The organism is Pseudomonas sp. NPDC079086, assembly GCF_044542155.1.
Taxonomy (GTDB): Bacteria; Pseudomonadota; Gammaproteobacteria; order Pseudomonadales; family Pseudomonadaceae; genus Aquipseudomonas.
Map to the genome: position 1 here is coordinate 395,269 of NZ_JBITTY010000001.1, position 24,124 is coordinate 419,392.

Annotated in this window: 28 protein-coding genes and 1 pseudogene; 14 read left to right on the forward strand and 15 right to left on the reverse strand. The window is 61.5% G+C overall.

Features of this window, described 5'->3' with window-relative positions:
- Nucleotide 1 precedes the first annotated feature (1 nt).
- Nucleotides 2-466: a TIGR02444 family protein gene (locus ACIGEK_RS01940; protein WP_397491701.1), complete on the forward strand. Its 465-nt coding sequence runs from the start codon at nt 2-4 to the stop codon at nt 464-466.
- Here ACIGEK_RS01940 and ACIGEK_RS01945 read toward each other — a convergent pair.
- Nucleotides 463-1,401 carry an AlgP family protein gene (locus ACIGEK_RS01945; protein ID WP_397491702.1) on the reverse strand — a complete coding sequence of 313 codons (939 nt, stop codon included), beginning with the start codon at nt 1,399-1,401 and terminating at the stop codon, nt 463-465. The two genes, ACIGEK_RS01940 and ACIGEK_RS01945, sit on opposite strands and share 4 nt — an antisense overlap.
- Nucleotides 1,402-1,514: 113 nt before the next feature.
- Here ACIGEK_RS01945 and ACIGEK_RS01950 point away from each other — a divergent pair, with 113 nt between their 5' ends.
- Nucleotides 1,515-2,159 carry an FKBP-type peptidyl-prolyl cis-trans isomerase gene (locus ACIGEK_RS01950; protein ID WP_397491703.1) on the forward strand — a complete coding sequence of 215 codons (645 nt, stop codon included), beginning with the start codon at nt 1,515-1,517 and terminating at the stop codon, nt 2,157-2,159.
- Nucleotides 2,160-2,171: 12 nt separating this feature from the next.
- Here ACIGEK_RS01950 and rsd read toward each other — a convergent pair whose 3' ends face one another.
- From rsd to ACIGEK_RS01990, 8 genes and pseudogenes are all read right to left on the reverse strand, one after another.
- Nucleotides 2,172-2,645, reverse strand: coding sequence for a sigma D regulator (gene rsd, locus ACIGEK_RS01955; protein ID WP_397491704.1), 474 nt, complete (start codon nt 2,643-2,645; stop codon nt 2,172-2,174).
- A gap of 196 nt (nt 2,646-2,841) precedes the next feature.
- Nucleotides 2,842-3,384: a DUF3833 domain-containing protein gene (locus tag ACIGEK_RS01960; RefSeq protein ID WP_397491705.1), complete on the reverse strand. Its 543-nt coding sequence runs from the start codon at nt 3,382-3,384 to the stop codon at nt 2,842-2,844.
- A gap of 23 nt (nt 3,385-3,407) precedes the next feature.
- The gene (locus ACIGEK_RS01965) at nt 3,408-4,658 is read right to left on the reverse strand and encodes a heme biosynthesis HemY N-terminal domain-containing protein (protein ID WP_397491706.1); all 1,251 of its coding nucleotides are present in this window, start codon (nt 4,656-4,658) and stop codon (nt 3,408-3,410) included.
- Nucleotides 4,655-5,860, reverse strand: coding sequence for a uroporphyrinogen-III C-methyltransferase (locus tag ACIGEK_RS01970; RefSeq protein WP_397493064.1), 1,206 nt, complete (start codon nt 5,858-5,860; stop codon nt 4,655-4,657). Before ACIGEK_RS01970 ends, ACIGEK_RS01965 begins: the two co-directional genes overlap by 4 nt.
- A 33-nt stretch (nt 5,861-5,893) precedes the next feature.
- Nucleotides 5,894-6,646: pseudogene (locus ACIGEK_RS01975) on the reverse strand (uroporphyrinogen-III synthase); the annotation flags it as partial.
- On the reverse strand, nt 6,646-7,584 hold the full coding sequence (gene hemC / locus ACIGEK_RS01980; RefSeq protein ID WP_397491707.1) for a hydroxymethylbilane synthase: 939 nt from the start codon (nt 7,582-7,584) through the stop codon (nt 6,646-6,648). The pseudogene ACIGEK_RS01975 and the gene hemC, both read right to left, overlap by 1 nt.
- Nucleotides 7,585-7,674: 90 nt before the next feature.
- Nucleotides 7,675-8,421: a LytTR family DNA-binding domain-containing protein gene (locus ACIGEK_RS01985; RefSeq protein ID WP_339411541.1), complete on the reverse strand. Its 747-nt coding sequence runs from the start codon at nt 8,419-8,421 to the stop codon at nt 7,675-7,677.
- Entirely contained in the window at nt 8,418-9,500 is a 1,083-nt protein-coding gene (locus tag ACIGEK_RS01990; RefSeq protein WP_397491708.1) for a sensor histidine kinase, read from the reverse strand. The genes ACIGEK_RS01985 and ACIGEK_RS01990 overlap by 4 nt, the downstream gene beginning before the upstream one ends.
- A gap of 253 nt (nt 9,501-9,753) precedes the next feature.
- Here ACIGEK_RS01990 and argH point away from each other — a divergent pair, with 253 nt between their 5' ends.
- From argH to ACIGEK_RS02020, 6 genes are all read left to right on the forward strand, one after another.
- A complete protein-coding gene (gene argH / locus ACIGEK_RS01995; RefSeq protein ID WP_397491709.1) occupies nt 9,754-11,148 on the forward strand; it encodes an argininosuccinate lyase in 1,395 nt (464 codons plus the stop codon).
- 31 nt (nt 11,149-11,179) lie between these two features.
- Nucleotides 11,180-11,422, forward strand: coding sequence for a hypothetical protein (locus ACIGEK_RS02000; protein WP_397491710.1), 243 nt, complete (start codon nt 11,180-11,182; stop codon nt 11,420-11,422).
- A 6-nt stretch (nt 11,423-11,428) separates the two neighbouring features.
- Nucleotides 11,429-11,908: a GNAT family N-acetyltransferase gene (locus ACIGEK_RS02005; protein WP_397491711.1), complete on the forward strand. Its 480-nt coding sequence runs from the start codon at nt 11,429-11,431 to the stop codon at nt 11,906-11,908.
- A gap of 81 nt (nt 11,909-11,989) precedes the next feature.
- On the forward strand, nt 11,990-12,259 hold the full coding sequence (locus ACIGEK_RS02010; RefSeq protein WP_339525256.1) for a hypothetical protein: 270 nt from the start codon (nt 11,990-11,992) through the stop codon (nt 12,257-12,259).
- Between the two features lie 177 nt (nt 12,260-12,436).
- A complete protein-coding gene (locus tag ACIGEK_RS02015; RefSeq protein ID WP_090254617.1) occupies nt 12,437-12,682 on the forward strand; it encodes a TIGR02647 family protein in 246 nt (81 codons plus the stop codon).
- 178 nt (nt 12,683-12,860) lie between these two features.
- Complete coding sequence (locus ACIGEK_RS02020; protein ID WP_397491712.1) at nt 12,861-15,716, forward strand: class I adenylate cyclase; 2,856 nt, start codon at nt 12,861-12,863, stop codon at nt 15,714-15,716.
- An 11-nt stretch (nt 15,717-15,727) separates the two neighbouring features.
- Here ACIGEK_RS02020 and ACIGEK_RS02025 read toward each other — a convergent pair whose 3' ends face one another.
- The 5 genes from ACIGEK_RS02025 to ACIGEK_RS02045 all read right to left on the reverse strand — a co-directional run bounded on the left by ACIGEK_RS02025 (nt 15,728) and on the right by ACIGEK_RS02045 (nt 18,730).
- The gene (locus tag ACIGEK_RS02025) at nt 15,728-16,528 is read right to left on the reverse strand and encodes a lipase family protein (RefSeq protein WP_397491713.1); all 801 of its coding nucleotides are present in this window, start codon (nt 16,526-16,528) and stop codon (nt 15,728-15,730) included.
- A gap of 57 nt (nt 16,529-16,585) precedes the next feature.
- Nucleotides 16,586-16,999 carry a nucleoside diphosphate kinase regulator gene (rnk, locus tag ACIGEK_RS02030; RefSeq protein WP_397491714.1) on the reverse strand — a complete coding sequence of 138 codons (414 nt, stop codon included), beginning with the start codon at nt 16,997-16,999 and terminating at the stop codon, nt 16,586-16,588.
- Between the two features lie 118 nt (nt 17,000-17,117).
- Nucleotides 17,118-17,324, reverse strand: a complete 207-nt coding sequence (locus ACIGEK_RS02035) for a DUF1289 domain-containing protein (protein WP_397491715.1) — start codon at nt 17,322-17,324, stop codon at nt 17,118-17,120.
- Entirely contained in the window at nt 17,305-17,637 is a 333-nt protein-coding gene (gene cyaY, locus ACIGEK_RS02040; RefSeq protein ID WP_325503899.1) for an iron donor protein CyaY, read from the reverse strand. Before cyaY ends, ACIGEK_RS02035 begins: the two co-directional genes overlap by 20 nt.
- Nucleotides 17,638-17,689: 52 nt before the next feature.
- Nucleotides 17,690-18,730 (reverse strand): AraC family transcriptional regulator, encoded by a 1,041-nt coding sequence (locus ACIGEK_RS02045; protein ID WP_397491716.1) that lies wholly within the window; start codon nt 18,728-18,730, stop codon nt 17,690-17,692.
- 147 nt (nt 18,731-18,877) lie between these two features.
- On the opposite strand from ACIGEK_RS02045, the gene ACIGEK_RS02050 reads away from it, so the two are divergent.
- From ACIGEK_RS02050 to ACIGEK_RS02075, 6 genes are read left to right on the forward strand one after another with little or no spacing between them, the layout of a single operon-like run.
- The gene (locus tag ACIGEK_RS02050) at nt 18,878-19,030 is read left to right on the forward strand and encodes a lipoprotein (RefSeq protein WP_397491717.1); all 153 of its coding nucleotides are present in this window, start codon (nt 18,878-18,880) and stop codon (nt 19,028-19,030) included.
- Between the two features lie 9 nt (nt 19,031-19,039).
- A complete protein-coding gene (gene lysA / locus ACIGEK_RS02055; protein WP_397491718.1) occupies nt 19,040-20,287 on the forward strand; it encodes a diaminopimelate decarboxylase in 1,248 nt (415 codons plus the stop codon).
- A 5-nt stretch (nt 20,288-20,292) separates the two neighbouring features.
- Entirely contained in the window at nt 20,293-21,123 is an 831-nt protein-coding gene (gene dapF / locus ACIGEK_RS02060) for a diaminopimelate epimerase (protein WP_397491719.1), read from the forward strand.
- Nucleotides 21,120-21,818 carry a DUF484 family protein gene (locus ACIGEK_RS02065; RefSeq protein ID WP_397491720.1) on the forward strand — a complete coding sequence of 233 codons (699 nt, stop codon included), beginning with the start codon at nt 21,120-21,122 and terminating at the stop codon, nt 21,816-21,818. Before dapF ends, ACIGEK_RS02065 begins: the two co-directional genes overlap by 4 nt.
- Before the next feature lie 39 nt (nt 21,819-21,857).
- Nucleotides 21,858-22,754, forward strand: coding sequence for a tyrosine recombinase XerC (gene xerC, locus ACIGEK_RS02070; RefSeq protein ID WP_397491721.1), 897 nt, complete (start codon nt 21,858-21,860; stop codon nt 22,752-22,754).
- The gene (locus ACIGEK_RS02075) at nt 22,751-23,446 is read left to right on the forward strand and encodes an HAD family hydrolase (RefSeq protein WP_397491722.1); all 696 of its coding nucleotides are present in this window, start codon (nt 22,751-22,753) and stop codon (nt 23,444-23,446) included. Before xerC ends, ACIGEK_RS02075 begins: the two co-directional genes overlap by 4 nt.
- 150 nt (nt 23,447-23,596) lie before the next feature.
- Here the strand turns inward: ACIGEK_RS02075 and sutA are convergent, their stop codons facing one another.
- Complete coding sequence (sutA, locus tag ACIGEK_RS02080; RefSeq protein WP_397491723.1) at nt 23,597-23,926, reverse strand: transcriptional regulator SutA; 330 nt, start codon at nt 23,924-23,926, stop codon at nt 23,597-23,599.
- Nucleotides 23,927-24,124: the final 198 nt, after the last annotated feature.

The following is a 24,124-nucleotide window of genomic DNA, read 5'->3' on the forward strand; positions in this document are numbered from 1 at the left end:
CATGCCTACTGACCTGTGGCGATTCGCCGAAGCACTGTATCAACGACCTGGTGTCGAGGCCGCCTGCCTGCTGCTGCAAACGCAGGGTGCGGATGTGTGCCTGCTGCTGTGCGCCGTTTGGCTGGAACGCCGGCAGGTTGCCTGCTGCGATGAGCGCGCCGAAGCGTTGCGCGCGCTCGCGCAACCCTGGCAACAACAAGTGGTGATGCCGCTGCGCCAATTGCGGCAGAACTGGCGTGAGCTGGCGCAGAGCGATAACGCCCTGGCAGCGTTGCGTGAACAGGTCAAGAAACTCGAACTGGCCGCTGAACGCGAACAGCTGGAACGCCTGGCGACGTCTACTCAAGACTGGTCGAACAGCGCGGCGAAAGCGCCACCGAACTGGCTGGAACGCCTAGCGCCCCAGCCCGGCAACCGCGATGCGCTGCAAACGCTGCGCATCGCGGCGGCACACCTCAGCGCTTAAACAGCGCTTGGCGGGGTACTGCCATTGCTGCCGGCAGGCGCAGCAGGCGCTTCCGCAACCGCAGCCTTGGCAACCACTGGCTTGGCCGCAGCCGGTTTAGCAGCGGGTTTGGCGGCAGCTTTCTTCACAACCGGCTTAGCTGCAGGTTTTGCAGCTGGCTTGGCCGCAGGTTTGCTGGCGGGTTTAGCCGCAGGCGCTTTCTTCACTGCAGGGTTAGCCGCTGCCTTGACAGGCTGTGCCACCGGCTTGCTCGCTGCAGGCTTGGCCGCGCTGGCCGCGGCTGGTTTCTTCGCCGCAGGTTTGGCGGGTGCCTTGGCTGCAGGTTTTGCTGCGACGGGAGCTTTGCTTGCGGCCTTGGCCGGGGCTTTGGCAGCCGGTTTGGCGGGGGCTTTAGCCGGAGCCTTGGCGGCTGGCGCAGCAGCTTTAGTGGTAGGTTTTGCCGCTGGCTTACTGGCAGCAGGCTTGGCCGGAGCTTTAGTCGCTGCAGGCTTGGCAGCAGGTTTAACTGCAGCAGCCTTAACCGAACGGCTATCCAACGCTTTGCTTACGGCTTCTTTAACCTTGCCCACGCCCTGGGCCAGTTTCAGGCTTTCCTGCGCGTCACGCTTGAGGCTGGCGATATAGGTGCGGGTTTCGCTCTGGCGGTCTTTCAGGGTATCGAGCAGCTGCTCCAGTTCGGCCACAGCTTCTTTAGCTTTGGCCTGGGCCTTGGCTTTGCCGGCTACTGCTGCATCCTGCATTTTGCTACGGGCTTTATGCAGTTTTTCCTGGGCTTTGCCGCGTTGCTTTTCCAGCTTGGCGAGCAGCTTCTCGGCATCAACCAAAGCGCGCGTGCAGGCATCTTCAAGATGCTCAAGCAGGCTGCTGGAAAGTTGCTGCAACAGGTGCAGCGGGGTACTCACTGATTTCTTCTTTGCATTCTTTGTAGCCGACATGACGCGCCTCCTGGCGGATGAAGATGGCGTCATACTAGTCCTCCTTTTGCCCGCCTTGCCACCTCGCCGCGCCTGGCTGGCATAATCGGCGCACCTTCGGCCGGAGAACACCCATGCCACGTTTCGCCTTGCTACTGCTTTGCCTGCTCGCGCCTTTGTCTCAAGCAGACGAGCACACCCATGACCTGGCCTACAGCCTGGGGGTAAAACTCGGTGAGCGGTTGCGCGACGAGGTGCCGGATCTGGAACTGCAAGCCCTACTCGACGGCCTGCGCCAGGCCTACCGCAACGAACCACTGGCACTCGATGCTAAGCGCATCGAAAGTCTGCTGGCCGAACATGAGGCGCATCTGGCCAACGCGCCGGAGCGCATCGAAAAAGCCAAAAAAGCAGAGCAGCGTTTTCTCGCCACGGAGAAAGCAAAAGCTGGCGTGCGTGTATTACAGGATGGCGTGCTGATGCAGGAACTGCGTGCCGGCAGCGGCCGCAAGCCTGGCCCGAAGGATCGCATTCAAGTGCGCTATATAGGCTTTCTGGCAGATGGCAGTCAGTTCGATGAAAGTCAGACCGCGCAGTGGTTTCGTCTAGACAGTGTGATTGCCGGATGGCGTAACGCCCTGCAGCAAATGCCGGTGGGCGCGCAGTGGCGCCTGGTGATTCCGTCAGCTCAAGCGTATGGCGAAGAAGGTGCGGGGGATTTGATTCCCCCCTACTCGCCCTTGGTATTCGAGCTGGAGTTGCTCGACACCAAGGAGTAGTGAGTCAGCGCATCAAAGGGCTGGCGCGGCCTGTTGCTGATGGGCGTTGTGCAGGACTTCGATCAGGCAGTCCTCCAGTTCGAAACGCTCGTGCAGCAATTGGCCCAGACGGCTCAGCTCATCGAGCAGTGATGCCGAATCGTGGCAGTCGCCTTTATCGCAGCGGTCATTGAAGGCCAGCGCCACCTCGGTGATCACTTCAATACGCGGGTAGATTTGCTTGGCCAGATCAAGGCCACGCTGATCACCAAATGCCTTGGCTTCATTGGTCAACTGTTCGTAGACCTCGAAATGGCCAGCGGAGACGTAATCGACAAGAATTTCGCAGAAGCGTTGTAAGCCTTCGGCATTAGCAGTCGGCGCTTGCGGCGAGCTGTTGATGGCGGCATAGGCATCCACCAGCTCCTTGCGCTCTTGCAGCCAGCGGTCGATCAGCAGGTGAACCCCACCCCAACGTTCCTGGGCGTTCTGACAACTCTCGAGCATGATGACCTCTACTTCCCTATTGCTATTAGTGTTGTTCGCCTGCATCGAGACAGTTTTTTGTCAGTCCGTGCAAGTTCTGGGAAGACAGCCGTGAAACGGCAACTTTCCGGCGGTATCTGTGAGCCAGATTATTCCCGCAGGCCTAGGCCTTCAAGGTAGCGCTGGAGAAAATTTCATACAAGCGTTTAACCGGCGGCTACTCGACGCTCTCAGGCTCAGCGGGCTTGTAAAAGCTCAGGGTGACCTGGCCAAGATCAATGCCCCACTTCGACATACGCGCTCGGTTGAGCATCACCTGGCCGTCCATCAGGAACATCCAGTCATCAAAATCAACCACATAGGTTGAGTCATCGACCTTCAACCGCAACTTGTAGCGCCAGCGCAAGGTATTGCCGGCAACCTGGCCAACAGCCTCACCAACGACATCATCAGCAGTACCGCGCCAACTGCCATCAGCCTGCTTTTTCAGGGTCCATACGCGGCGCTCAGTTGAGCCATCGCTGTAGGTAAACCGTTCGTCGAGCACGCCCACATCGCCGTCCCAGGTGCCGGTCATGGCCACATGGAAGCGCTTGATCACCTCACCGGAACGGTTCTGGAACATGCCCCAGGCCTGCAAGTCGCCGTTGAAGTAATCACTCAACTCCAAGCACGGCTGTTCGCTGGCGTAATCATTCACCTGCGGGCCAGCGCACCCTACCAGTAACGCCAGCAGACAACAGATCAACAGCGTTCGCATAGGCACCTCGATAAGCGGTTAAATCAGATCGCTGCAGGCAGAACCGGCGAACACAAACGCGCATCGAGTAGACGCAGGCCTTCCTGATACAAGCCGTTGCTACGTTCCAGCTCACCCAGTTGCGCCAGTAAGCGCGCTAGCTCGGCGCAGGTTTCCGGGTGACGCTCAAAGGCCAGGCTGCTCTCCAGGTAATCCTTGGCCTTGCCCCACAACTGACCGTGTAGGCACAGCCGCCCGAGCGTCAGCAACAGACCGGCATCCTGTGGATGCTGCTTCAACCAGCCCTCGGCGACCTGCAACTGCTTACCCGGATCACGCCCACGCAACAAGCCGTAGAGGCGCACCAAAGCGGTGTCGTAATGTTGCTTCAAGAAATGGCGCAGCAGTTCTTCCGCCTCCGCTTCGGCACCCAACTGGCGCAGTTGCTCGGCATACACCGCCAGCAACTCGGGTTCCTGATGCTGCGCCGTCGACATGGCCTGCCAGGCGTGCTGCAACGCCAACAGCGCCGCCTGGGTGTCGCCGTCAGCCGGCTGCCCAGCCTGTAACAAGCGTCCACGCCAGGCCTGACGCTCAAGTTCGCTTAGCTCGGCATTACCCAGGGCTTTCTCCTTACGCAGGTCAGACAGCAACCCGAGCAGGCCCGACCAATCGCCCGACTGCAGATAGAGCTGCTGCAGCTGACGTAACACCAGGTGATGGTGTGGATGACGCGAACGCATGGCTTGCAGGGTATCCAGCGCCGCATCAGCCTGTCCGCGCGCCAGTTGCAGCTCGGCATGTTGCAGGGCAATTGCCAGTTCCGCCTGCGGCTGGCGATTGAGCGCCTGTTCCAACAGATCGTCACTGTCGCTGTGATGACCCAGTTGATGCGCAGCGCGCGCGGCACCCAGGTAATAACTCAACGGCTGCGGTGAGCTGCTGGCCGCCTGCTTGAGATGACGCAGGGCACGCGCCCAGCGGCCTTCTGCCAGATCGAGAAAACCTTGCTCGGACGCCAGCCGCATGCGGCGACGGCTGTGCAGGCGTGACCAGGGATTGAGCAGGCCGCCCGATGTGACCAACAGCCGGACGCTCAAACGCACCAGATAAACCAGCAGCCAGAGCACCAGCACCAAAGCGACAAAGGCCCACAGGCTGGATTCATAACGAAAGCCCTGGAAAGCAATCAGTACATAGCCCTTGTGCTCGGCCAGCGGCAAACCGAACAGCACTAGGCTGGCGATGCCGGCAGCCAACGCCAGGATCAACAGCAACCAGTAGATGCGCTTCATTGCAGCGCCTCCCGCAGTTGCGCCTCGACATCATCAGCAGTCGCAGCAGCCGGTTCAGCCTCGATCGTCTGCTGGCTGCGCGCCGCCTGCTTGGCCTGGATATAGGCCTGCACGGCATTCAGCGTTGGGCTGAGGTCTGGCGGCGTCACCGCAATCGGGCGTCCGGCCAGTTCATCAATACGTGCACGCAGGGCGCGGCTGTTGGGGTTGTCCACATCAAAGTGGCCATCCAGCACTTCACGCGCCTGTTGCAAGGCTTGGCGATAGACTTCGCTCTGACCATGCAACGCGCCCCACTGCGCCTGCTCCAGCGCCAGGCTGAGGGCCAGTCGTACTTGAGTCAGGCTCTGGCCGGCGAGCACGGGGCGAATGTTGCGGTCGGCGTTGAAATCGATACGGAAGTATTCCGACAAGGTCTGCAGGGCACGCTGCCACCATTGCGGCTCCATAACGTCCTCGGCAGCCAGCTCGCTGAGTACGCCACCTTCGTTGTTGAAGCTCGGAGCCAGGGCATTGAGTTGCGCCACCTGCTCACGCAGGGCGCCGAGCTGCAGAAACAGCCCGGTACGGTCCGGGTTGGCGGTCGAACGCAGCGCTTGCAGGCTCTTGGCCAATTGCTCGCGAGCGGCGAAGGCGGCGGGATCATCCTGCTCATAGAGGATTTCATCGGCGGCCTGCACCAACGCGGTAGCGCTGTTGATGTCCTGCAACGCGGATAGGCGCAGGCTGGCCAGACGCAACAGGTGCTCGGCCTCGGCCAGGCGCCAATCCTGGCGACTGGCACCCAGCACGGTTTCCAGGCGCTGGTTGAGCAGTTGCTGATCGCCCTGTAGCTGAGTCAGCAGCCGGCGGCGGGTTTCCAGCTCCTCGACACTCGGCAGCTGATCGAGGCGCACCTCTAACTTCTTACTCGTCTGCGCCAGGCTTTGCGCTTCACTGCGCGCCTCCTGCAACTGGCCTTGCTGTTGTTGCTCGCGAGCGTCCAGTGCTTGCAACTGCCAAAGCCCCCAACCACCAGCACCAGCGCCAGCAGCTGCGACCAACAAGGCCAGCAGCGCCAGACCGTTACCACGCGAAGCCGGTTTGCTCGCGGTAGATGGCGGAACGGGCAACGCAGCGGCTGCGTCCAGCGACGTCTGCTCGGGCTGTTTCACGTCATGATCTTTCGGGCCTTGCTCTTTCGGAGTAGTTGCTTCGCTCACGTATCCATCCTTTGCGTCAGAGATCGGGGCAGGTTGCGTCTGCAACGCTGCCAGCAACGCCGTAGCACTCGCGCCACGACAGTCCACAACAAATTGCGCACCGGCCGCACGGGCCATTTCGGCAACGCGCGGGCTGGGTACAAATAAGGGTAGTCGAGCCAGTTCGCCCCAGGCCTCAGCGGCCAGCTCGCGCAAATGCACAAAGCCCTGCCCACTGCTGACCACCATAGCGTTCAGGCGTTCAGCCTGAACCCGCTCAACCAGTACACCCGGCGGGTAATCCGGTAGCACCCGGCGATACAGTGGCAGATAGTCCACCTGCACGCCTTGGCCGCGCAAGCGCTCGGCCAGTAACTCTCGGCCACCCTCACCACGCAGGATCAATACCTGCGGGTTGCTAGCGGCCGTCAGCGCCTGCTGTAACTGCGGCAGGGCCAGCAGCGCCTCGCTGTCATCGGCCTGTTCGGGGTAATACGCCTGCAGGCCATGTTCACGGAGAATCTGCGCCGTGGCCGCACCAACGCTGAACCAGGGTTGTTCGGCAGGCGCTGACGCCTGATAGCGATCCAGCAGATCAAGGCCCAGTCGCGCCGCCGGCTTGCTCACCACGATCACCGCGCAGTAGCGCGACAAATCAGCAAACGTGGCGCGCTGCTCGGCGCTTTCGCTCAGCGCCTCGATGGCCAACAACGGCAAGCTGCTGCTGTAGATACCCTGCTCGGCCAAGGTTGCCGCCAGCGCGACCGACTCCTGAGCCGGTCGTGTCAGTAGCAAACGCCATCCCATCACTCGGCAGCGGCCTCGCCATAAACGGCTTGCAGAATGGCTGCAGCGCCTTGGGCCAGCAGCGCTTCGGCCACCTGTACGCCCAGTTGCTCAGCCTGCGCTAACGGCGCACGGTTTTCCGCCCGCAGCAGCAAACCGCCATCCGGCTGACCGACCAGACCGCGCAACCATATCTGCTCGCCCTCCAGCACCGCGTAACAGGCGATTGGCACTTGGCAGCCGCCATTCAGGTGTTTGTTCAACGCGCGCTCGGCGGTTACCCGTAATGCGGTGTCACGATGATGCAGGGGCGCCAGCAGGGCATGGATCTCGCTGTCGGCAGTACGGCATTCGATGCCTACCGCGCCCTGACCGCCCGCTGGCAGGCTGTCTTCAGCGCTGATCGAGGAGCGAATACGCTCTGCAAAACCGAGGCGAATCAGCCCCGCAGCGGCGAGAATAATCGCGTCGTACTCGCCGGCATCCAGCTTGGCCAGACGTGTGTTGACGTTGCCACGCAGGAACTGGATTTTCAGATCTGGACGGCGCGCCAGCAGCTGGGCCTGACGGCGCAGACTGGAAGTGCCGACCACGCTACCGGCGGGCAATGCATCGAGGCTGGCATAGGTGTTGGAAACGAAGGCATCGCGCGGATCTTCACGCTCACAGATGCAGTACAGGCCCAGGCCTTCGGGGAAGTCCATCGGCACATCCTTCATCGAATGCACGGCGATGTCGGCCTGATTTTCCAGCATCGCGGTTTCTAGCTCTTTAACAAACAGGCCCTTGCCGCCGATTTTCGCCAGCGGCGCATCGAGCAGCTTGTCGCCACGGCTGACCATGGGCACCAGGCTGACCTTGAGGCCAGGGTGCGCCTGCTCCAAACGGGCTTTGACGTGTTCGGCCTGCCACAGGGCCAGGGCACTTTTACGGGTGGCGATGCGGATTTCGCGAGACATGGGCAATTCCAGAAAACGAACTGCCGGGGATAATAACAGGCTGGCCCGCATCAGGCCTGCGACCCGGAGTCATCCGGGCTGGCCGATACGTCAGAGGTTATGCATCAGCTTGCGCACCCCGGCTACATGCCGGCGGCTGACAATCAGCGCTTCCTCGTTCATGCCCTTGAGGAATAGCTGAAAATGCCCAAGAGGTGTGCGCTGCAGGCGCTCGATACGCTCACGGGCCACCAGAGCATTGCGGTGGATACGTACAAAGCGATCACCGAACTCGTCTTCCAATGCTTTCAGCGGCTCATCCAACAGCACTTCGCCGCCTGCATGACGCAGGGTTACGTATTTGTGGTCGGCGATAAAGTAGATCACCTGATCCAGCGGAATCAGCTCGATACCTTTGCGAGTGCGCGCACTGATATGGCTGCGCGGGCCGCCACCGCTATCTACGGCGGGGCGAGTCAGGGCGGCGAGTTGCACGCGGTTGGGCCGCTCGGCTTTCTTCAGCGCTTCGCTGAGGCTTTCCGCACGAACCGGCTTGACCAGATAGCCGACCGCACTGACCTGGAAGGCTTCCAGAGCAAATTCATCATGGGCGGTACAGAAAATCACTGCCGGCGGCGCTTCGCGCTCACACAGCTTGGCCGCTACCTGCAGCCCATCCAGGCCGGGCATACGGATATCCAGCAAGACCACATCCGGCTTCAGGCTGTCGATCAGGCTCAGGGCCTCCTCGCCGTTACTGGCTGCTGGTTCAAGCACGCGATAGCCATCGAGTTCGCCCACCATGCGGCTCAGGCGCTCACGGGCCAGGGGTTCATCATCGACAATCAGGACATTCATAATGCACGGGCTTCCTGCTTGGGTCTCGCACAAGGATAGCGTAGACAAGTGAAGTGGCGTCCGTCACGGCGCTCTACGCTGAGACTGGCCCGCGGCCCGAAAAGTGCCACCAGCCGTGCATCGATGTTGGTCAGCGCCTGATGCGTGCCGCGCGATGGCGGCTCCTCGCCTAGTTGTTCGTATGGATTGCTCACGCACAGCTGGAATACCCCCTCGTGATAACTCGCTTCGACCCGCACCAAACCGCCCTCGATACGCGGCGCAATGCCGTAGATCAAGGCGTTTTCCAGTAAGGGCTGCAGCGTTAACTGTGGAATCGGCAAATCGTCCGGCACATCGACAATCTCCCACTGCAACTGTAGACGCTCGCCGAGCCGATAGCGCTCAATCGACAAATATCGTTGTGCCAGCTCCAGCTCCTCACGCCAGGGCACCAGGCTGCCGGGCTTGGCCAGGCTGGCGCGGAACAGATCGGAGAGATCCAGAACCGCCTGTTCGGCCTTGTACGGGTCGACCACTACTAGGCTGGCAATGCTATTCAGGCTATTGAACAGAAAGTGCGGGCGGATACGCGCCTGCAGCGATTCGATCCGGGCGCGCAGCTCGGCCTGCTCCTGCTTGCGCCATTGGCTTTGCAGGTAGAAGTAGCGCAGCAACAGCGCTGACATGATCAAACTAATCAGACCATGACGCAGGTACAGATTGACCTCACCTGCACGCGGCAGCGGCCCGCCCAGCTCGTAATAGTCCGCAACCGAAGTACAGATCAGGCTCAGGGTAACCACAATCGCGCAGCACAAGGCGCCGGCCGTGGCCGCGGGCATACGCGCCATCAGTGGGCGCAGGCGGCACAGCACGGCGGCTGACAGCAGCACGATCCACTGCACGAACAGTGACGTCAGCGCCAGCCGCACCCAGTCAAAGCCCGGCAGCATGGGTTCCGACAACACCAGCACCAGCACCAGCAACTCGGCCAGCAGCACCATGCTCAGCAGCGCTTCTGGCTGGCAAAGCTCGGGCACGAAGAAGTCATCGACCAGTGGTGGTTGTTTTTCCGATAAAGCGCTTTTTATTTTCATCGCAGCAGTTTCCGCGTGACCCGCTCCAGCAGCAAGATAGACAGCTGCGACCGGGCAAAATAAAGCACCGAAATGCGCCCGCCACGCTGAAACTGTGAACGGCGCAACATTGCTTTACTGGAGCCTAGCTGGAGCCACCGACAACGCGACGCGGCGAATTTATCGGCCAGCCTGTTATTATCGGCGCACTTTTCCGTCTTGCCGGCCGCCATGCGCGGTCAGCCCGTTTTAGCGCACCAGCCGAGCGAAGCCCATGAGCACTGAAAAAACAAACCAATCCTGGGGCGGCCGCTTCAGCGAGCCAGTCGATGCCTTTGTTGCCCGCTTTACCGCCTCCGTCGAGTTCGACAAGCGTCTTTACCGCCACGACATCATGGGCTCCATCGCCCACGCCACCATGCTGGCCAAGGTCGGCGTTCTGACAGACGCTGAGCGCGATAGCATCATTGCCGGCCTGACGCAGATTCAGGGTGAGATCGAAGCTGGCCAGTTCGACTGGCGCGTCGACCTGGAAGATGTGCACATGAACATCGAAGCACGCCTGACCGACCGCATCGGCGTGACCGGCAAGAAGCTGCACACCGGCCGAAGCCGCAACGACCAGGTGGCAACTGATATTCGCCTGTGGCTGCGCGACGAAATCGACCTGATCCTCGGCGAAATCACCCGCCTGCAGCAGGGTCTGCTGGAACAGGCCGAGCGTGAGGCGGAAACCATCATGCCCGGTTTCACCCATCTGCAAACTGCGCAGCCAGTAACCTTCGGCCACCACCTGCTGGCCTGGTTTGAAATGCTCTCGCGTGACTACGAGCGCCTGGTCGACTGCCGCAAGCGCACCAACCGCATGCCCCTCGGCTCGGCCGCGCTGGCCGGTACCACCTACCCAATTCAACGCGAAGTTACCGCGCAGCTGCTGGGCTTCGACGCAGTCGGCGGCAACTCGCTGGATGGCGTATCGGATCGCGACTTCGCTATCGAATTCTGCGCTGCAGCCTCGATTGCCATGATGCACCTGTCGCGCTTCTCCGAAGAGCTGGTGCTGTGGACCAGCGCGCAGTTCCAGTTCATCGACCTGCCGGACCGTTTCTGCACCGGCAGCTCGATCATGCCGCAGAAGAAAAACCCCGACGTTCCTGAGTTGGTACGCGGCAAGACCGGTCGTGTTTTTGGCGCACTGATGGGCCTGCTGACCCTGATGAAAGGCCAACCGCTGGCCTACAACAAGGACAACCAGGAAGACAAAGAGCCGCTGTTCGACGCCGCCGACACCCTGCGCGACAGCCTGCGCGCCTTTGCCGACATGATCCCGGCGATCAAGCCCAAGCACGCCATCATGCGTGAAGCGGCGCTGCGCGGTTTCTCCACCGCCACCGACCTCGCCGACTACCTCGTGCGCCGCGGCCTGCCATTCCGTGACTGCCACGAGATCGTCGGCCACGCAGTGAAATACGGCGTGGACACTGGTAAGGACCTGGCCGAGATGAGCCTGGAAGAATTGCGCCAGTTCAGCGAGCAGATTGAGCAGGACGTATTCGCCGTACTGACCCTGGAAGGCTCGGTCAACGCCCGCGACCATATTGGCGGCACTGCACCGAATCAGGTCCGCGCTGCTGTCGTGCGTGGCCGCGAGCTGCTGGCGACGCGCTGACCGTCGACTGCCAAAGGGAAAGGGACGTCCCATGTTCGAACTGTTGCTGCGCGGCCTGTTTGTCCTGGTAGAGGTCGTACTGGAGCTGGTTTTCGGCTACCTCTTTTACGCCAGCGGCTGGCTGGTGTTGCGTCTGCTGACGCTGGGCAGTTATCCGCGCCTGCCACTAAACGTGTCTGACCCGATGGACTCGCGCAGCAGCTGGATCACCGCCTTCGGCGCTCTCTGTGTAGTCGGCATGCCGCTGACTGTTCTGCTTTTTCTCTACGGCTAAGTACCCATGCCCCTGAATATCCGCCCCGCAACAGCCGAAGACGCCGCCCTGATCCTGCGCTTTATCACCGACCTGGCGATCTACGAGAAAGCCGAGCATGAGGTGAAGACAGACGCAGCGGGGATCGAGGCGAGCCTATTCGGCCCCGACAGCAGCACCCACGCACTGATCTGCGAGCACGAAGGCCAGCCGATCGGCTATGCCGTGTACTTTTTCAATTACTCGACCTGGTTGGGCAAACACGGGCTGTACCTTGAAGACCTCTACGTCAGCCCGGAAAAGCGCGGCGTGGGTGCGGGCAAAGCCCTGCTGCGTCACCTCGCGCAGTTGGCCGTGGCCAAGGGCTGTGGCCGTTTCGAGTGGGCCGTGCTGGACTGGAACCAGCCAGCCATTGATTTCTACCAATCGTTCGGCGCACGCCCGCAGGACGAATGGACCACCTACCGCCTTACCGGCCAAGCCTTGCTGGATTTTGCCCAAGGCTAACAACCCGCTTACGATCTTCTGCGCGGCGGGCCTGCGGCGTTCAAAACAGACTCTGAGACCAGCAACCTTTTGGAGCAGCATATGAGCGAACAAGACGACGAAGATTTCGCCCAGGACACCCTGGTTCAGGCCATCGAAAACCAGCTGGAAGCCGGCGAGCCGGCCTTTGTCCAGGCGGTGCTGAACAAGCTGAGCCTGGTCGGTTATGAGCGCGAAGAGATTATCGAACTGATGGCCCTGGTGCTGGCCGATGAAATCGACGTCATGCTTCGCGACGACCGCCCCTTCGATCTCGCCCGCTACGAGCAGGGCCTGCGCGCCTTACCCGAGCTGCCCGAACAGGCACCGTAAACCACCCGGAAAAATTTAACCCACAACGCGCCAACTTCTGGCAGCATCAGGTCACAGCAGACTGCCGGGGGCTTCACTACACTGCCTTCGCAGGCTGCCTGTTGTTTCAGCCGATTTATCGCAGCGGGTGCTGCCGCCGCCGGCCGCAGCTCACTAAAACAAGAAGCTGGAGTACTTATGGCCTTTACCCCTGAACTGATTGCCGAACTGGAAATCCTCGCGTTGTTCAACCTGGGCACCACTCAGGAAGGAATCAAGGTTCACCACACTGCCACCCCCTCGGCGATTGCCGCCGCCCAACGCCTGCATGACAAAGGCCTGATCAATCAACCCGATGGCGGCTACCTGACCAGCCTGGGCCTCGACGCCGCCGAACACGCGCAAGTCCTGCTGACCATTCTCAATGTGACCGAAGCGGCCTAAACAGCGACCACGGACATCGCCAGTTAGAGCGACAGTCAAAACTGCTTATGAGCCAACCCAGCCTGCGTTGCAGCGGCGTCCTCAAGCTGCCCGTGACGCAGGCGATAACCCAGTATTCACAGCCGTCCGCCAGCCACCTGGCAAGGCATGATCACGCACCGCCCTGCAGAGCCTGAGCATGAGTCGTACCGAGGAAATTCGCCCGGACATTGAAGACGGTATCGACCGCAAGGTACTGACGCAGCTGCGTGCGCGCTTCCTCAAACTCAACCATGGCCGCCTGCAACGCGCCATGCAGGCGCTGTCGACGCGCCAGCAACTGGTACTCAAGCTGTTGCCGCTGCTGTTCCACGTCAATCATCCGCTGTTGCCGGGCTACGTTTCCGGGCAGACTCCGGCCGGCCTCAGCGGATTCGAGCCGGATGACGAGCTACTTTCTGAAGTGCAGCGCCTGACCCGCTCGTTCGTCTACAAGCCTTATCGCGGCAAACCAGCGCTGCCGATCCACGGCCTGTTTCTGATGGGTAGCCTGGGCACTGTGGCCCAGGCCGAACAGAGCGACATGGACTTCTGGGTCTGTCACGCCAGCGACCTCAGCCAGCAACAGCTGCATGAACTGAACAAAAAATGTGCACTGCTGGAAAGCTGGGCGGCCACCTTCGGCGCCGAAGCGCATTTCTTTCTCATCGATCCGGCACGCTTCACTCAGGGCGAGCGCGAAGCGCAGCTGACCTCGGATGACTGCGGCACCACGCAACACTACCTGCTGCTCGACGAGTTCTACCGCACCGCCATCTGGCTCGGCGGGCGCACGCCGCTGTGGTGGCTGGTGCCGGTGTATGAGGAGCAGCGCTACCAGCACTACACCAGCACCTTGCTGGCCAAGCGCTTTATTCGCGCCGAGGATGTGCTCGACCTCGGCCACCTAGCGCGCATTCCGCCAGAAGAGTTTATCGGTGCCGGCATGTGGCAGCTGTTCAAGGGCATCGAGTCACCGTACAAATCGGTGCTCAAGCTGCTGCTGACCGAGGTTTACGCCAGCGAACACCCTAATGTCGAATGCCTGTCGCTGCGTTTCAAACAGGCGGTGTTCGCCAATCGCCTCGACGTCGATGAGCTCGACCCCTATATCGTGGTCTACCGCCGTCTGGAGGAATACCTCAAGGCCCGTGGCGAGCATGAACGCCTGGAGCTGATCCGCCGCTGCCTGTACCTCAAGGTCGACAAAAAGCTCAGCCGCCCACCGCGCAACAACCGCAAGAGCTGGCAACGTCTGCTGCTGGAACGCCTGACCCGCGACTGGAATTGGGACAGCCGTCAGCTGGCGACGCTCGACAGCCGTAGCCAGTGGAAGGTGCGCCAGGTCAGCGCCGAGCGGCGCATGCTGGTTAACGAGCTGACCTACAGCTACCGCTTTCTCTCCGAGTTCGCCCGCAGCGAACACGCCGGCAGCTCGCTCAACAGCCGCGATCTGGGCATCCTCGGCCGCCGCCTCTACGCCGCCTTCGAGCGCAAGGCCGGCAAGATCGAATTTATCAACCCGGGCATCGCCCCGGACCTCGCCGAAGACACCCTTACCCTGGCGCAGAGCCCCAGCCCGGATGAGCCCAATGAAACGCTGTGGGCGCTCTACAGCGGCAGCGTCAACGCCCAGGACCTGGAAGACTTCTCACCGCTCAAGCGCTCACGAGAGCTGGTCGAACTGCTCGCCTGGTGCCAGCGCAATGGCGTGATCGACAACAGCACGCGGCTGTCACTGCACCCAGGCACCAGCGACCTGACCGAGTACGAGCTGTCCAACCTGCTCAGCAGCCTGCAGCAGGTGGTGCCGCTGCCCCTGCCTGCCGTTGACGAAGCCGCCCTGCTTAGCGCCAGCGTGCCCGGTGAAGTGCTGCTGTTGGTCAACGTCGGCATCGACCCGCTCAAGCAGTTCAGCCAGATGAACATGCACATGACCACCGAGCGCACCGATGCGCTCGGCTATTCCGGGGTGCGCGAGAACCTGATCCTGACCATCGATCAGGTCACCCTGAACAGCTGGAACGAGCTGCTGGTGACGCGCTATGACGGCCTGCATGCGCTGCTCGACTGCCTGCGTGACTTCCTCAACAGCCTGCCCAGCAAAGGCAAGAAACCCAACCTGCGGGTGCGCTGCTTCTGCCGCAACCGTGCTACGGCGATTGCCGAGCGGGTCGAAGAACTGTTCCGCGAAACCCTCGGCAGCTTCAGCAGCGAACAGGCCAATCGCTACCTGCTGCAGATCAAACAGCACTACCACCTGCTCGAACTGAAGCCCGGCCACGTCAGCCATACCAGCCTGAAAGATCTGCCCACGCTGATCGAGCATCTGGGCGAGGAGCTGCCCGGCTACAGCGAGCTGCATCTGGACCGTAGCGCCCTGGAAGGTGAAGACCTGGCGTTGATCCTGCCCGTGGGGCGACCGCAGTGCATCCAGGTGTTCTACCGACTGAACGAAGCCAGCGCCACGGCCGAACTGAACGTGCTAGACGAGCACAACGCGCTGTGGCGCCAGCAGATGCCGTTCCGTGATGAACAGAGCCTGCTGACGCCGCTGCAACGCTTTCTGCAATCAGTGCTGTATCGGCGCAACGCCCTGCTGCCGCTGGACAATTTGCCGGCGCATCAGCCGCTTGAGATTCTCTATTACCAAGTGCTGCCCGATGCACCTTTGCGCGCCCAGCGTTTGGAACGCCGACCGCCGCCGCTATCACCGATCAGCCACCCGTTTTATGACGTGCAGGCCATTGTCGAACCGGCGGATGGCAAGCGCTCGCACGTCACCCTGTACTGCAACCACCGCGAATTTTCCGAGCTGGAATATGCTGGCGACCTGTTCGCCGCGGTCGCCCAGCATATCCTCGCGCAACGCCGCGATGGCGCGCGCTACCCCTGCTATATCACCGACCTCGACCTGTCCGCGGTACTCGGCGAAGGGCATATGCAGAGCGTGCACTACCTGCGCTACAAAAGTCGTCTGGAGGCAGCGCTTAATCAGGCCCTACAAAAGGCCTAACGCACGACAGCTCAGCCGCGCATCGGCGCCTGCGGGTTTTTCAAGGCGTACAGGTAGCAGCCTGCCAGGCTGTGATTGTCGGCCACCGAGGCGTAACTGGCACTGAAGGTCACCGCCAGTCCCAGGTGCTGATACAACCATTTGTCGGTAACCCCCGGCGGAACCTGTGGGACGAGGTCACTGTCATTTACCACGCGGAATGTCGGCACCTGCAACCCGTTGTAATACGCGGCAAAGTCCGGGGCGGCCAGGCGCGGGCTGGCAAAGCTGTAGTGCTGCAGGGGCAAGTCCGGCCAACGCTCGCGCAAGTCCAACACTGCCAGGCTGGAGAGCGCACCACCCAGACTATGTGCGCACACCCACAGCGACCCGCTAGGCCGCTGAGTATCTACAGCCTGTAAAGCCTGATCGCGCAGTGATGTATAGAGCTTGAGAAAACCGTCATGCACATTGCCCAGGCTGGTTTGCCAGGGGTATGCGCGCTGACCGGCATCCAGATCATCCAGCCAGTCCTGTGCCGTGTCAGTGCCACGGAACACCAGATAGACCTCGCCCTGCGGGTCACGTGCGGCAAAGCCAAAGGGCTCCGACTCGTTGAGAAAGTGCAGCTCGCTGAGCACGCTCCAGATCGGCGCGGAAAAACCCCAGCCGGACAGCGTAGGCGGCTGCCAGGTGAAATCCTGGGGCCGCCGCGGGCGCTGCTGGGTTTGCCACTGGCTGTATTGGTCGTAGGCGGCACTGACCAACTGCGCGCATTGCAGCGCCCTGGACAGGTTAAAACCTTGGGGAAAGTACAGGGGTAGACTGAACATACGGCCTCCATGCCGAAATTGGCTTAGCTCTACTCTAGAAGGCTTTGCCCAACTTGCTCACTCGGCGCGGCTGTATTCGCCTGCCGCTTCCGGCTGATATTCCACCGCCAGCAGTGTCAGTTTGAGCACTTTGCCGCCGGGTGCGGCCCAGTCGATATGCTGGCCAACCGACAGTCCCAGCAGGGCCGTGCCGACCGGCGCCAGCACCGACACACAGCCTTCACCGCCAGCGTCCTGCGGGTAAACCAGGGTCAGGTGGTAATCCTTGCCGCTGCTTTCCTCACGGCAATGCACCCGCGAATTCATGGTCACTACCCCGGCCGGCACCTCGTCATGGCCAACTACGTCGGCACGATCCAGTTCGGCCTGCAAGGCGATGGCACTGGGACCGAAGTCATCCAGGCTGTCGAGCAGATGCTCCAGGCGCTGCAGGTCAAGACGGGTGATGGTGAGCGAAGGTGTGCTGGTCATGGTGCGGGTATGTCCCCTTTACGGATCGTGAAAAAAGCAAAACCCCATCACGAAGATGGGGTTCTGCAAGGCTTGGGCTGACCGTACCACAGCTAGTCAAATAAACAAGACCGCCCGGTCAAGGTATGCCTTGACGCTGTTGCAAGCGGGCTTCGGCAGCCGCGCAGATCGCGCGCTTACGCGCCATGTCGGCGCTGCCCCAGTCGAGAATTTCCTGCAGAACTCGGCCGCAGCCCAGGCAGATATCCTGATCATCCAGACAACACTGGCGACGACAGGGCGAGACGACCTCCTGCCCTGCGCCTTCAGAGTTCTTCGAACTCAAGATCGGCACCGGATTGTTCGAGGGTAATACGCACCAACATTTCGCCCAGCTGTTCGTCGCTGCTGTCGCAAATCCAACGCTCGCTGGCCTGGTCGTAATCGAAGTGGAAGCCACCGGAGCGCGCCGCCAACCAGAGCTGGCGCAGCGGTTCCTGACGGCTGAAGATCAGCTGAGTACCGTTTTCAAAGCGCACGGTCAGCACCCCGGCGGAGTTTTCCAGGTCGAGGTCCAGGTCACTGTCATCGAAAATATCTTCCACCGCCTGCTGGGTGGCATCGACCAGATCGTGAAAGCGGGCTTCGGTCAAACTCATTACGGCTTACCTCAAAAAATTCAGCGACTGCAAAAGTCTTGGGCTGCGGTGATTAATGTTCTTTCAAACAACGGCGATATTCGCCTGGGCTCTGCCCGGTCCAGCGGCGAAACGCGCGGGCCAACGAACCAGGCTCGCTAAAGCCAACTAGGAAGGCGATTTCCGCCAGTTCCAGGGCTGGGTCGCGCAGGTAATGCAACACCAACTGCTGGCGGGTTTCATCCACCAACTGGTTGAAGGATAACCCGGCTTCGCGCAAACGCCGCTGCAGGGTACGCGGACTGAGCGCCAAACGCGCGGCGATTTGCTGCAGATCGGCACCCACTTCCGGCAGCTGACGGGACAATTCCAGCCGCGCACGATCCAACACTCTATGGCCCTGCTGGATCTCACCAAGCAGGCGATCAGCATAGGCATCGAGCATCAGGCGCACCTGCGCATCGGCCTGCCCTAGCGGCGTGGCGAGCAGACGCTTAGGAAATATCAGAGCGTTATCGGCCTGATCAAACAGCACTGGGCAGCGGAAGATTCGCTGGTATTCGGCAGTATCCGCCGGCGCCGAATGCTGGAAGCGCACCTCGGTCGGTGGAATATCCAGGCCGCTGATCCAGTGACCGAAAGTCACCCAACCGGCCAAGGTTTCTTCACTGAGCTGGCGTTTCTGCTGCGGCAACAACGGCTGCCAGCTGTGCGCCACATGTGGCTCCAGCCCTGCGCGCGGCGGCTCATCGGCCAGATCAACCTGGCCCAGGTTGCCCACCAGCGCGGCGTAACGCGCCTGGCGATGCAAAGCATCGGCAAGGGTCGCGCAGCTCATGATCAGATAACCCAACACGCCGTAATAACCGGGGCGCACCGCCTCACCTAGGTGCAGGCCCAGCTGCTCATCGCCAGTCAACCGCACGCCATGGCCGAGCAGCTCCAGATAGGTACTAGCCGCGATGCGCTGATCACGCTGGGCAAGAATCTGCGGGCTCAATTGCACCCGTTCAAGCAGCTCTGCACTATCAAGCCCCTGACGCGTCAGGTAGTCGAGCAAACCTTGCAGGTAAGCGACTGAAACCGAACTGCTCATAGCTACGGGATTGTCCATCCAGGCTCCTGATCGCTGGCGGCGGGCGTGAATATGGCGCCAAAGATACAGGCAAAGCCGCGCCAGGCGGGAACCCCAGCACATAGGCAAGCTGCCGGGGGGCCGGTATACTCCGCCGCATCTATGCTTTATTACAGGGATTTCACCATGAAGCGGCTATTTACTGCCCTTTTCACCGTGGTTGCTATCAGCACATTGCTCGCTGGCTGCGGCCAGAAAGGCCCGCTGTTCCTGCCTGAAGAAGCCGCGTCCGCGCCCGCACAGGCCGAGCCCGCAGCTGAACCTGCACAGACCGAATAAGGACAGCGCATGAACGCCTTCAACTACCGCGACGGCACGCTGTTCGCGGAAGGGGTGGCGTTGTCCGCCATCGCCCAACGCTTCGGCACGCCGACTTATGTCTATTCGCGCGCGCACATCGAAGCGCAGTACAACGCCTATGCCGATGCCTTGCAGGGCATGGCGCACTTGGTCTGTTTTGCCGTTAAGGCCAACTCCAACCTCGGCGTTTTGAATGTCCTGGCCCGCCTCGGCGCCGGTTTTGACATCGTCTCCCGTGGCGAGCTGGAGCGTGTATTGAGCGCGGGTGGCACGCCTGACAAGATCGTCTTCTCCGGTGTCGGCAAAAGCCGTGACGACATGCGCCGCGCCCTTGAAGTTGGCGTGCATTGCTTCAACGTCGAGTCCACTGACGAGCTGGAACGCCTGCAACTTGTCGCTGCTGAGCTGGGCAAGACTGCGGCGATCTCGCTGCGGGTCAACCCGGACGTCGATGCCGGCACCCACCCGTACATTTCCACCGGCCTGAAAGAAAACAAGTTCGGCATCGACATCGAGCAGGCCCCAGCTGTTTATGCCCGCGCCGCTGCACTGCCGAACCTGCAGGTAGTGGGCGTTGATTGCCATATCGGCTCACAGCTGACCACTTTGCCGCCATTTCTCGATGCCCTCGACCGCCTGCTCGCGCTGATCGATCAGCTCGCCGCAGATGGCATCCGCATCAAGCACCTGGATCTGGGTGGTGGCCTTGGCGTGCAGTACCGCGACGAGCAGCCGCCATTGGCCGGCGATTACATCAAAGCCGTGCGTGAGCGCATTACCGGCCGTGATCTGGCCCTGGTGTTCGAGCCGGGCCGTTCGATTGTCGCCAACGCGGGCGTGCTGCTGACCCAGGTCGAGTACCTCAAGCACACCGAACACAAGGACTTTGCCATCGTCGATGCGGCAATGAACGACCTGATCCGTCCGGCCCTATACCAGGCCTGGATGGAGGTGGTTGCCGTGCAGCCGCGCGATGGCGCGACGCGCAACTACGACATCGTCGGGCCGATCTGCGAGACCGGCGACTTCCTCGCCAAGGATCGCGACCTGGCGCTGGCAGAAGGCGATCTGCTGGCCGTGCGCTCGGCCGGCGCTTACGGTTTTGTCATGAGCTCCAACTACAACACCCGCGGTCGCGCCGCCGAGGTGATGGTGGATGGTGAGCAGGCCTTCGAAGTGCGTCGCCGTGAGACCCTGGCCGAACTCTTTGCGGGCGAAAGCCGCCTGCCGGAGTAAGTCTGATGCTATTGCGCTTTACCAAGATGCACGGCCTCGGCAATGACTTTATGGTCCTCGACCTAGTCAGCCAGCACGCGCATATCCAGCCAAAGAACGCCAAGCAGTGGGGCGACCGCCACACCGGCGTGGGCTTCGATCAGCTGCTGCTGGTCGAGCCACCGAGCAACCCGGACGTGGATTTCCGCTACCGCATCTTCAATGCCGACGGCTCGGAAGTGGAACAGTGCGGCAACGGTGCACGCTGTTTCGCTCGCTTTGTGCTGGACAAGCGCCTGACGGTGAAGAAGCAGATGCGCGTGGAAACCAAGGGCGGCATCATCGAGCTGGACGTGCGCAACGACGGGCAGATCAGCGTCAACATGGGTGCTCCGCGCCTGGTGCCGGCGGATATCCCGTTCCAGGCTGAACAGCAGGCACTGAGCTACAGCGTCGCCGTCGACGGCCAGACTGTTGAGCTGGCCGCCGTGTCCATGGGTAACCCGCATGCCGTGCTGCGCGTCGACAGCGTCGACAGCGCGCCGGTGCACAGCCTGGGGCCGAAGCTTGAACACCACCCGCGCTTCCCGCAGCGGGTCAATGTCGGCTTTCTGCAAGTGGTCGACCGCAAGCACGCCAAGCTGCGTGTATGGGAACGCGGCGCCGGGGAAACCCAGGCCTGCGGCACCGGCGCCTGCGCAGCAGTAGTCGCGGCGATCAGCCAGGGTTGGATGGACTCACCGGTGCAGATCGAATTGCCCGGCGGCAAACTGATCATCGAGTGGGCAGGCCCTGGCCAGCCCGTTATGATGAGCGGACCCGCAGTACGCGTGTACGAAGGACAGGTTCGTTTATGACCGACAAGCAGGATTCACCCAAGCCACTGGATTCGGAAACAGTTGCCGCTTATCTGCGCCTGCATCCGGAGTTCTTTATCGACCACGACGAGTTGATCCCCGAGCTGCGCATTCCGCACCAGCGCGGCGATACCGTATCGCTGGTCGAGCGTCAGGTGAAACTGCTGCGCGAACGCAACATCGAGATGCGCCATCGCCTCTCGCAACTGATGGACGTAGCCCGCGATAACGACCGTCTGTTCGACAAGACCCGCCGCTTGGTGCTCGACCTACTCGATGCCAGCAGCCTGGAAGAAGTGGTCAGCTGCGTCGAAGACAGCCTGCGCCGCGAATTTCAGGTGCCCTTCGTCAGCCTGATTCTGTTTAGCGAGGCGCCATTGCCGGTCGGCCGCTCGGTCAGCAGTGCCGAAGCACATCAAGCCATCGGCGGTCTGCTGGCCGGCGGCAAAACCATCTGCGGCGTACTGCGTGAGCATGAGCTGAACTTCCTGTTCGGCAGCGAAGACGGCGCACAAGTCGGCTCGGCAGCAGTGGTGAGCATTTCCTATCAAGGTCTGCATGGCGTGCTGGCGATTGGCAGTGCCGACCCGCAGAACTACAAAAGCTCGCTGGGCACGCTGTTCCTCGGTTATATCGCCGAAGTGCTGGCGCGCGTCGTACCGGGCTTTGCTACTCCATTGCGCTCGGTGCGCTAACCACTGCATATCGCACCGACCGCACCGCAGGGAGCTTCCATGCAAGACCTCCTGGACGCCTACCTCGAACACCTGCGCAGCGAGCGCCAGCTTTCCCCCCATACCCTGATCGGCTACCGCCACGACCTGAGCAAACTGCTGGCATTCTGCACGCAGGAGCAGGTCGACAGTTGGGCTGCACTCGACAGCGCACGCCTTCGGCGAATGGTTGGCCGTCTGAACATGCAGGACCAATCCAGCCGCAGCATTGCGCGCCTGCTCTCGGCCACTCGCGGCCTGTACCGCTATCTGATTCGTGAAGGCTACTGCCAGAGCGATCCGGCCAGCGGCCTGATGCCGCCTAAGGGCGAACGCCGCCTGCCAAAAACCCTGGATGCCGACCGCACTGCGCAGCTGCTCGACGGCGCGCTGGAAGACGACTTTATCGCCCGCCGTGATCAGGCCATGCTTGAGCTGTTTTATTCATCAGGCTTGCGCCTGTCGGAGCTGGTTGGCCTCAATCTGGATGGTCTCGACCTGCCCGCCGGGTTGGTGCGCGTTATCGGCAAGGGCAACAAGACCCGCGAGCTGCCGCTCGGGCGTATGGCGCGCGAGGCCATGCAGCAATGGTTGCCGCTACGCGCGCTGGCCAACCCGGCCGATGGCGCGGTATTTATCAGCCAGCAGGGCCGGCGTATCGGCCCGCGCGCGGTGCAGCTGCGCGTACGCCAGGCCGGCGTGCGTGAGCTAGGCCAGCACCTGCACCCGCATATGCTGCGCCATAGCTTCGCCAGCCATATGCTCGAGTCGTCGCAGGACTTGCGTGCCGTGCAGGAGCTGCTCGGCCACGCCGACATCGCCACCACCCAGGTCTACACCCATCTGGATTTCCAGCACCTGGCCACGGTCTATGACCAGGCTCACCCACGAGCCAAACGCAAAGGCAGCACAGAATGAGCATTCAGCTGATTACCTTCGACCTCGACGACACCCTGTGGGATGTCACCCCGGTGATGCAGGACGCGGAAGCTGCGCTGCGCAACTGGCTGGCGATGCATGCGCCGCGCCTGGGTGCGGTGCCGGTGGAGCATCTGTGGTCGATTCGCGCTACCTTGCTGCAGGCCGAGCCGATGCTCAAGCATCGGCTTAGCGAACTGCGCCGACGCATTCTGCTGCATGCCCTGACAGACGCCGGCTACCCGCACAGCGATGCGCAGGCACTGGCCGAAGCCGGCTTTCAGGTGTTTCTTGCCGCGCGCCATCAGGTCGAACTGTTTGCCGAGGTGCATCCAACGCTTGAAGCCTTGGCCAATCGCTTCCAGCTGGGGGTCATCACCAACGGCAATGCCGACGTACGCCGCCTGGGTCTGGCCGACTACTTCCAGTTTGCTCTGTGCGCCGAGGAACTGGGCGTCGGCAAACCCGACCCGAAACCCTTTACCGAAGCCCTGAAGCGCGCGGGCATTGCCGCCGAGCACGCCGTGCATATCGGCGACCACCCCAGCGACGACATCGCCGGGGCGCAGGCTGCCGGCCTGCGGGCGATCTGGTTCAACCCCCAGGGCAAGACATGGGAAGCCGACAACGCCCCGGACGGACAAATTCGCAGCCTGGCCGAGCTACCGGCGCTGCTGCATAGCTGGACGTAGGCTGAAGACGCGCGGCTCTGGCCGGCTATGCGCGGCGAATGGATAAAGCGCCATCTATCCTCCAAAGTCATCTGCTGCCCTAACAAGGCATCACGCACAAAAAAGCCCACACGCTTATGGCATGTGGGCTTTTTGGTTCACAACAAACGCTTAGATAGGGCGGCTGCCGTACTTGCTGTCTGGCTTCTTGGGCGGGTCGGAGACCACGTTAGGCTCAACTTCCTGCACCTTGCCACCACGGGAGAGGAACTCTTCCATGGCGCGGGCCAGAGCGTCGCGCTCTTTCTGCTTGGCTTCGACGCTCGGCAGTTCTTCTACGTCGACGGCAGCTTTGGCTTTCTTGCTTTTGCTGGCCGGTACAACTTCGTCGTCACCGTCGCCATCATCATTGCTGTCGCCATCATCAGCGGCAGCCAGTTCCTCGCCTTCGTCTTCGTCAGCGCCTTCTAATTCGTCGTGTTCCAGATCTTCGTCGCTCATGTTCCAACCTCATGACTTGCGAAAAGCAGAGTAGTTATAGCCCAGCTGCGTCAGCTTTCTAACGTCGCTGATAAAAATTCCAGTGGCCTTGCCTTGGGCTGAGCGCTGCGCATCGGCGAACTGCGCTCAACGGCGCGCATTCTAGGGTCTGTTGCCGCTCCATCACAACTGCGCAGATGCTGAAAAACCACAACCTTT

Coding starts and splice junctions, on each gene's coding strand:
- ACIGEK_RS02010 (WP_339525256.1), top strand. CDS start 11,990: ATGAGCGAACAAGACGACGAAGATTTCGCCCAGGACACCCTGGTTCAG.
- ACIGEK_RS01950 (WP_397491703.1), top strand. CDS start 1,515: ATGCCACGTTTCGCCTTGCTACTGCTTTGCCTGCTCGCGCCTTTGTCT.
- ACIGEK_RS01990 (WP_397491708.1), bottom strand. CDS start 9,500: ATGAAAATAAAAAGCGCTTTATCGGAAAAACAACCACCACTGGTCGAT.
- hemC (WP_397491707.1), bottom strand. CDS start 7,584: ATGTCTCGCGAAATCCGCATCGCCACCCGTAAAAGTGCCCTGGCCCTG.
- cyaY (WP_325503899.1), bottom strand. CDS start 17,637: ATGAGTTTGACCGAAGCCCGCTTTCACGATCTGGTCGATGCCACCCAG.
- ACIGEK_RS02020 (WP_397491712.1), top strand. CDS start 12,861: ATGAGTCGTACCGAGGAAATTCGCCCGGACATTGAAGACGGTATCGAC.
- dapF (WP_397491719.1), top strand. CDS start 20,293: ATGCTATTGCGCTTTACCAAGATGCACGGCCTCGGCAATGACTTTATG.
- ACIGEK_RS02045 (WP_397491716.1), bottom strand. CDS start 18,730: ATGGACAATCCCGTAGCTATGAGCAGTTCGGTTTCAGTCGCTTACCTG.
- rnk (WP_397491714.1), bottom strand. CDS start 16,999: ATGACCAGCACACCTTCGCTCACCATCACCCGTCTTGACCTGCAGCGC.
- argH (WP_397491709.1), top strand. CDS start 9,754: ATGAGCACTGAAAAAACAAACCAATCCTGGGGCGGCCGCTTCAGCGAG.
- ACIGEK_RS02050 (WP_397491717.1), top strand. CDS start 18,878: ATGAAGCGGCTATTTACTGCCCTTTTCACCGTGGTTGCTATCAGCACA.
- ACIGEK_RS02000 (WP_397491710.1), top strand. CDS start 11,180: ATGTTCGAACTGTTGCTGCGCGGCCTGTTTGTCCTGGTAGAGGTCGTA.
- sutA (WP_397491723.1), bottom strand. CDS start 23,926: ATGAGCGACGAAGATCTGGAACACGACGAATTAGAAGGCGCTGACGAA.
- ACIGEK_RS01945 (WP_397491702.1), bottom strand. CDS start 1,401: ATGTCGGCTACAAAGAATGCAAAGAAGAAATCAGTGAGTACCCCGCTG.
- ACIGEK_RS01965 (WP_397491706.1), bottom strand. CDS start 4,658: ATGAAGCGCATCTACTGGTTGCTGTTGATCCTGGCGTTGGCTGCCGGC.
- ACIGEK_RS02065 (WP_397491720.1), top strand. CDS start 21,120: ATGACCGACAAGCAGGATTCACCCAAGCCACTGGATTCGGAAACAGTT.
- ACIGEK_RS02015 (WP_090254617.1), top strand. CDS start 12,437: ATGGCCTTTACCCCTGAACTGATTGCCGAACTGGAAATCCTCGCGTTG.
- ACIGEK_RS01985 (WP_339411541.1), bottom strand. CDS start 8,421: ATGAATGTCCTGATTGTCGATGATGAACCCCTGGCCCGTGAGCGCCTG.
- rsd (WP_397491704.1), bottom strand. CDS start 2,645: ATGCTCGAGAGTTGTCAGAACGCCCAGGAACGTTGGGGTGGGGTTCAC.
- lysA (WP_397491718.1), top strand. CDS start 19,040: ATGAACGCCTTCAACTACCGCGACGGCACGCTGTTCGCGGAAGGGGTG.
- ACIGEK_RS02075 (WP_397491722.1), top strand. CDS start 22,751: ATGAGCATTCAGCTGATTACCTTCGACCTCGACGACACCCTGTGGGAT.
- ACIGEK_RS02005 (WP_397491711.1), top strand. CDS start 11,429: ATGCCCCTGAATATCCGCCCCGCAACAGCCGAAGACGCCGCCCTGATC.
- ACIGEK_RS01940 (WP_397491701.1), top strand. CDS start 2: ATGCCTACTGACCTGTGGCGATTCGCCGAAGCACTGTATCAACGACCT.
- ACIGEK_RS01960 (WP_397491705.1), bottom strand. CDS start 3,384: ATGCGAACGCTGTTGATCTGTTGTCTGCTGGCGTTACTGGTAGGGTGC.
- ACIGEK_RS02025 (WP_397491713.1), bottom strand. CDS start 16,528: ATGTTCAGTCTACCCCTGTACTTTCCCCAAGGTTTTAACCTGTCCAGG.
- xerC (WP_397491721.1), top strand. CDS start 21,858: ATGCAAGACCTCCTGGACGCCTACCTCGAACACCTGCGCAGCGAGCGC.